Genomic DNA, 6,831 nt, shown 5'->3' on the forward strand with positions numbered 1-6,831 from the left:
AAAAAATGTTCCAAATTGTCCTGGGCGACAATAAACAATTCAGGTTGAGCACCTTGTGCTGCCTGTTTGTCCTGTTTCAATACTTGATAATACATAACAATAAATCTTTTAATCTATAACGACGTAAAAGTAAAGAATAAACATCATACAAACAATAAGTATTTATACTTATTTCTAGTCTTTGACCAGCTGCCGGGAATATCCTGTAAAAGGAGTGACCACGAGCGCAAAGCGCATCGTGCTCACGCCTTTATCCTTCGAAACTTGCCGCTTTAAACGGCATTCGCCGCGGCTTCGTTTCTCAGTAAACACACTCATAATTTGTATTTTCTACCACGCACATTGCCGTACACAAAATAAAAATTATTCGTATAAGGTATTCCTTCGGAATAGTGTTTTAAAACCAAGGTGTCGGTTTTGCAAACCTATGACCAGGGAAGTTGAATCGAAGATGGTAACTTCGATTTCCTTACGGACAAAACCGTAGGCTTACGCACACCACACACATGCCATCGCATTGGCTCTCTATAAGGATGTTTACGGATGAGAGAACGCTTCGCGTTTCTCATTAACTCTAATCAAACTCAGAATTACTGGAAAACAAAGATATTTACGTTAAAAAGTGTTTAAAGTATGATAAATCATACTCTAAACACTTTATTAACATCTGAAGCCAACAAAGTTGGCTACCTGCCGGTCATCCTACTTTCAATCCGAGCCTTGAACGATGAAGATAACCTTCACTTTTCATAAAACGATAAACATACGCATAAGTATAACAATCCATAGGAAACTCAAGAATAGTACGAACACTTCTACTACTATTATAAACCTCACAAACAATATAAGGTTGCAGACCAGGAAGAAACTCATGTTCCATCATGTCTTCATAACATTCAATGCCATGAGCGGCAAAAGACTTTTTAATTCTATCAATTTTCATTTTAACCGTTTTTTAAAGAAAAATTTAAAGAATCTAAAATACGAACATAACTGCTTATGATATCATTCTTAGCAGTTTGAGACAAAAAAGAGTCACTCTTAATCTTAAGAATACGACTACTAACAGCTACCAAAATTAATTTAAGATCCTCACGTTCCAAATTCAAATTTACCTTTGTTTTCATATCTCTGTGTTTTAATTACATCACAAAAATAATACAATTAACAGTGTCCTCCAGGAGAACACTGTTAATTAAAGAAAAAGAAAATGTTAAACAAAATCAAAAAGTATACGAAGAATTCCAACCAGGACCAGGATAACCACTCGAAGAAGAAGGTTTACGACCACCAAAAGTCTTGGCAGCACCAACAAGTCCGAGAACCTGAAGAATATCCTTACCATAAACATTCCAAAAACGATAAAAACCACTATCCTTAAAATCAATATCCTTAGAATATTTCTGTGCTTCCTTCCAGGCATTATAAGCGCTTAAATAACCATTACGCCAAGCAAAAGGCATCGCTCCTTTAGCAGTTTCTGTCTGATATTGATTTGCCGTATTAATAGCTTCTATAGTAGAATCTATGGTACTCTTATCGACTTTATATCCTAAAATATCTCGAGCCGTACGAACTTGCTGGGCTTCAATCTGAGCACGAGTTAGACCAATACGCGTACCAATCTCAGTTATAGTAGCTAATTTTGTCCACAAATCTGCTTGTTGCTGAGAAGGCAAATAACGATTAATTATTTGTTGAGCCCTTGCATCCAACACAGTAAGAGCAGTGTTAGCCATTTGCAACCTATTATTGATAGCATAAGATTGTTGTTGGTCAACAAAGGAGCGCATACCAAGCAAGCCAGCAGCCTGGGAATTCATGAAAGTACGATAAAGAGGATTGTTATTTAAAAGATTCGTATTACCTCGAATCTGATCAATCTCGGCTTGTTCGCGATCTCTTCCAAATAATCCGGTAAGCTCATTACGAAGATTAAAACCTTTAGTTTCAGCGGCAATCTTTTGATTTGCAAAGAACGAGTTTATAGCGTCAGAAACACCAGAAAAATCAAACCTAGCAGCCTGCATAGCAACAGGAGAAGCAGCAGAAGCAGAAGAACCGGAAGGGGAAGAGCTGGCATTGCCAGCACCTCCACTATCCATCATATATGGGTTTCGTCCAGCTTCTTCCCATCTCTCACGCTGAGCAGAAGGAGAGTTATAGGCATTTTGTCGATTCCACATATACTCCTGGAACTCCCGATTCTTGGCAGCTTCATTAGCATTAAACTGGTTGTTCAACTGATTCATTTGCCAATTCATCTTATTGGTTTGTTGTTGAACTTTAGCGTTTAAAGCATTCGACCATATATTACCAGCAGTCTGTACTGCACTACCAAGAAGTCCCATAGCTATTCAGTTTGAAGATTAACACCATTTGCTAGACGTTCAAAAGCAGAACGACGAAGCTCTGCATCCTTCGCCTCTTGTTCCATACGAGATTTCAACTCTGAACGTTCTTTTTCATCTGTAATAATGTCGTCAAGTTGAGAAATCAAGTGTTCAGTCCAAGCCTTAATTTCACAAGGCGCCTGGACGAAACGAGGTTTAATACTCTCCATTAACTGCTCATCACTAAACTTAGAATCTACATAAGGAGTCTTTTTAGGATTAAAAGCATTCTTAATCACAGCCATGTAGGTATCCTCACCAATCCGATTCTTAATGCGCTCTGCATTCAAAAGCAAATTTACGTCAGAAACATAATGACGAACGCCATCAACCCTATAAAACCGAAGCTCATCTAACGGAATACGAACAGGAAACTTGCTCGCATCCAAATGATATCTATTATTATATATAGTCATAACAAATTTTTTAATACGGCATGCCATCATAATCAAAGTTACGCACAGCCGAGATATTAAACATACAATTAATTAGAAACTGGTCAGTGTCCCAAGTAGAATCACATTTCACTCCAAAAACAGAATCCAGTAAAGACGGATTCACTTTAAAGAAGTTATAATTGGTTTCAAAAGCATTAGAATCGCCTTGCTGAGAACCAAACCAAGATGCAAGATAAGAAGGATTCAACGGAGCAACCCAAGACTTCAATGTAGAACGAAACGCACCTTGAATCTCATCTACATCTGTCTTCAATTCCACAAAACGGGGAACATAGCCCATAGTCACAGACAGATCATTAGGAATCCACTGTGAATCCACTTTAGAATCATAACCGTTCATGAAAACGTTCAACGGAAGAGACTCCATACCTATACGATCAAACTCAGGGACGGGTAAGTCATTGAACGTAGTATAAAGCAATTCTTTACGTTGACCGGTAATTACATAATCCAGCAACGGTACAGCATGATAGATACACATAAGAATACCATGTTCGTCAGCAGTAAACGAATCAGAACCAGAACCAGTACCAACACCCTTACCTTTAATTATAGCAGCACCAGCAGGAGTAGCGCCAGGAGTCTCAGTAGCAGAAGCATTCAAATCAGCATTAACCACTTCAGAGATATCAATATTGTTAGCAGAACCACCAACATACATACACTTATCAGACAAAGCAGCAGACAAATTTACGCCAAAATGTGCTCTAATCTGCTCTCTATACGTCGGGTCGGCACACTGAGAAATTTCCCTCCAGCGTTGAGTCGCCTCGGCAAGACGAAGAGAAAGGATGTCAAAAGAACCAGAAATTGAAGAAAAATCACTATAAAAAAGCGTACCCAAAGCATCTCCGGACTTCATATTAGAAGAAGTAATACCAAAACTAGTAGTATCGCCAGTAGTCGGAAGAGCATTACCTACTGTAACAGGTTTACCAGAAGTTGTATCAATCAATGGAGAACTACCAGTAAAACCACTAGTAGTAACCGTAGCAATATCACCTAGTTGTTGTTCTGGAAGCATTCCCATAAACATATCCTTATTCCAATTGGCATACCTCAAGGTGCAAAATAGGTTAATACTCGAAAAACCTTGGGAATGATAAGCAGCAATACTATTTGGAATCTGAGACAAAAAATTACCGCCTAAATAATAATCCACATTATAAGTATAAGGCTCATTCTTTTCCCATTGTCCAAAACGGAAAAAGTCGGCATAAATCTTTTGATACGCAAAAAATGGAAGTAAATTAACCGCAACATCATCAGCAGGTTCTAAGTAAAAATCAGACATATTAGCCGAAGTTAAACCTACTTGACCATCAGCATCAACAAGACCAAGTCCAAGAAAATTACCATAACCAAGATAACAAGTCAACTTAGCAGTACAAGCAGACTCATAAAAACCGAAAGCATTCAAAGGACGCTTATAGTCGCCAGTATAAGTTGACATCAAGGAAATCAATTCGGTAAGACTTGCACAATAACCAGTATCTCCATAGGCAACCAGATTAGTCCAGGGAATATCCTGTACAATCTCCTTGGAAGCATTAACTCGAGTAGCCTGAACCGGATTAGAATCCATGTTAACAATTGCTTGTGGAAAATTTTTCGAAATCAAACGAAGTGGCACAAAATACCAGTCAAAATACTCTCGAACACGAGTAAACGCAGCGGTTTCAACAGGTTGGGTACGAGTAAAATGCTGTACATTCAAATTAAACTTATCACCAGGATAAGTCATACGCCAATAAACAGGCAAAAGCTCTCCAGCTTTAGCTGTAAAAGCCAATTTCTTTGACAGGTCAAATCCAGACCTCGAAGGATGGTTTTTCACATCTCCATAAGAAAATAAATTAGCCATTTAAAAAGATATTTGTAATTGTTTATTATCCGGACGGGAAGAGTCGACAAAAGTATGACCTAAAAATTCCGGAGAAATAAAGAATCGAGCAGAGGTACAATTAACATTCAATTCACGTTCTACAATTTTAATCCGCTTACAAAAAGCAGTAAAAGACACAGCAGAATATTCAGCCATATCATAAAATCCAAAAACATCATCAAATTGACGGCAACGATAAAAGTACGCAGTATAATGCTTAGAGGGTGCCATACTGAATAAATTTAATATTCCTGTCATTCAATTCACGATGCTTAGTCGCATCATACATCAATTTCTTAAGTCGAGATTGAGATGCAATACCTTCCGGGGTACTCAAGAATCTTGTGTTTTCTTCTTCCGTTTGCCGGATGAAAATATACGCACTATCGACCTGAGAACTCTCGCAAGCTTCAAAAGAATGTCGAAGACCTTCATAATCATAGTTTTTAAAAAAGTTAATAGATAATTTAAGGTAATATGGAATCAAATTTACAAACCGAACAAAATTGCTATTATTATACTTATAAATAGCAGCCAACCAATTATGAGTATGACGAAACAAATTGTACCAACGAGAAAAAAAGGAGTCCTGGAACTCTTCACTGTGCCATTGGTCAAAGGGGAGGTGTAAGAACCAAGATATTTCTCGGAGGTGTACATCCTCTTCAAGGTATCTTTCGCGTTCTGTAGGAGTGAGTTCTTCATATATATGTTTATAAAGTTTCTTTACTGTAGCCGAGGGGCTAAGTCCTCTAAAGGCTGGTCGCCTAAAAACGTTTCGTACTGACTGTACAACAGAATATAATTCATTCCAAGACACACCATCGCGGGCAGCGAAGCGGAAAAAGACGGAATCGATACACGACCTCCAGGGATACAACGTGCGAAGTTTTCCATTATGCACAACGTCCTTTCCATTAATATATAAAGAGAAGTCTCCCTGTAAAGCTCGAGATTTTTCTGAATCAAAGAACTCGTTTCCGCATCCAACTGAAAATCTACCGCGGGATCTGACTGCAGCATTTTCTCGAAGATGATAGGGAACACTTGAAAATGAATTAACATATCCCGCAACGTATGACTCAGCGTTGCCACGCGACGCAGACCAATCGAGATTACCAAGGCGCCAACATGGATTAACAATGCGTCCAAAATTCTGGGCGACTTCATCCTCGTTAAAGAATAATATGATATGGAAATGCGGGCGGAATGTTGTTGGTCCATATTCTGCCACAACGTAGTAATGTATTTTCGCATAATAACCTAACCTTTTAAATATAGCTTTTCTAATTCTCTTAATAAACAATGTCAAATCATTCCAATTCACATAAGGATATGTATTTGCATATTCCGGATAACGAACATAGCGTTCACCTGTCTTTCGATTCTTAGAATAACGCAAATCAGTTTTATCACAATATTCAGAAACATACTTACCTGTCGCCATAAACATCCAGCGCTCAGGCAAACATTTAGATATACCAGAAACAGGAATTAAAACATCCTTCCTTAACCTTGGATTACGTGGGAACATTGTAACAGTCCGATACACAGACTCACGAGTGCAAGGAATAGCAATATATACATGGCTGTGAGTTGAATAATAATTAGGGTCCTCCGCAAGATTTTGTTGTCTTTGTCTAAGTTCACTAAGCGGAAGATAAGCTTTAATACGGTATCGAGGAACTGTTTTCGCATTATATGTCGGAGTAAGAAAATAAGTGTACTTATAAACAGACTGAGCAGCAAAAACACGCATTTCATTGCGCGTAGTCTTACTCAGCAGACAAGCATCGCAAGTACCACAAGGAACATAAACCTTACGGTTCGTATAAGGGTTTATGATAACATTACCATGAACACAGGTGGTAGCCATTCGGTTTATGAATCCTTGGGTATCCATTGCAATCAAAACAAACAAGATGAAACTTTAATCAACATCATTCTCTTCCGTGTAAAGATTTCTTTCCGGAAAAGCAGAAAAAATTAATACAACATTCTGAGTCAATTGCTCATGCAAAAAATGTTCCAAATTGTCCTGGGCGACAATAAACAATTCAGGTTGAGCACCTTGTGCTGCCTGTTTGTCCTGTTT

General features: G+C 38.2%; 4 protein-coding genes. All 4 read right to left on the minus strand.

Annotation, left to right across the window (positions count from 1 at the left end):
* Nucleotides 1–1,223: 1,223 nt before the first annotated feature.
* A complete protein-coding gene (locus ACIQJ5_RS17350) occupies nt 1,224–2,351 on the minus strand; it encodes a hypothetical protein (protein WP_402845625.1) in 1,128 nt (375 codons plus the stop codon).
* A 2-nt stretch (nt 2,352–2,353) separates the two neighbouring features.
* Nucleotides 2,354–2,809 carry a hypothetical protein gene (locus ACIQJ5_RS17355; RefSeq protein WP_402845627.1) on the minus strand — a complete coding sequence of 152 codons (456 nt, stop codon included), beginning with the start codon at nt 2,807–2,809 and terminating at the stop codon, nt 2,354–2,356.
* Nucleotides 2,810–2,819: 10 nt separating this feature from the next.
* Complete coding sequence (locus tag ACIQJ5_RS17360) at nt 2,820–4,715, minus strand: major capsid protein (protein ID WP_402845629.1); 1,896 nt, start codon at nt 4,713–4,715, stop codon at nt 2,820–2,822.
* Nucleotides 4,716–4,953: 238 nt separating this feature from the next.
* On the minus strand, nt 4,954–6,612 hold the full coding sequence (locus ACIQJ5_RS17365) for a hypothetical protein (RefSeq protein ID WP_402845631.1): 1,659 nt from the start codon (nt 6,610–6,612) through the stop codon (nt 4,954–4,956).
* Between the last annotated feature and the right edge of the window lie 219 nt (nt 6,613–6,831).

It is taken from the genome of Microbacterium sp. GXS0129 (assembly GCF_044769785.1).
Classification (GTDB): Bacteria; Actinomycetota; Actinomycetes; order Actinomycetales; family Microbacteriaceae; genus Microbacterium; species Microbacterium nymphoidis.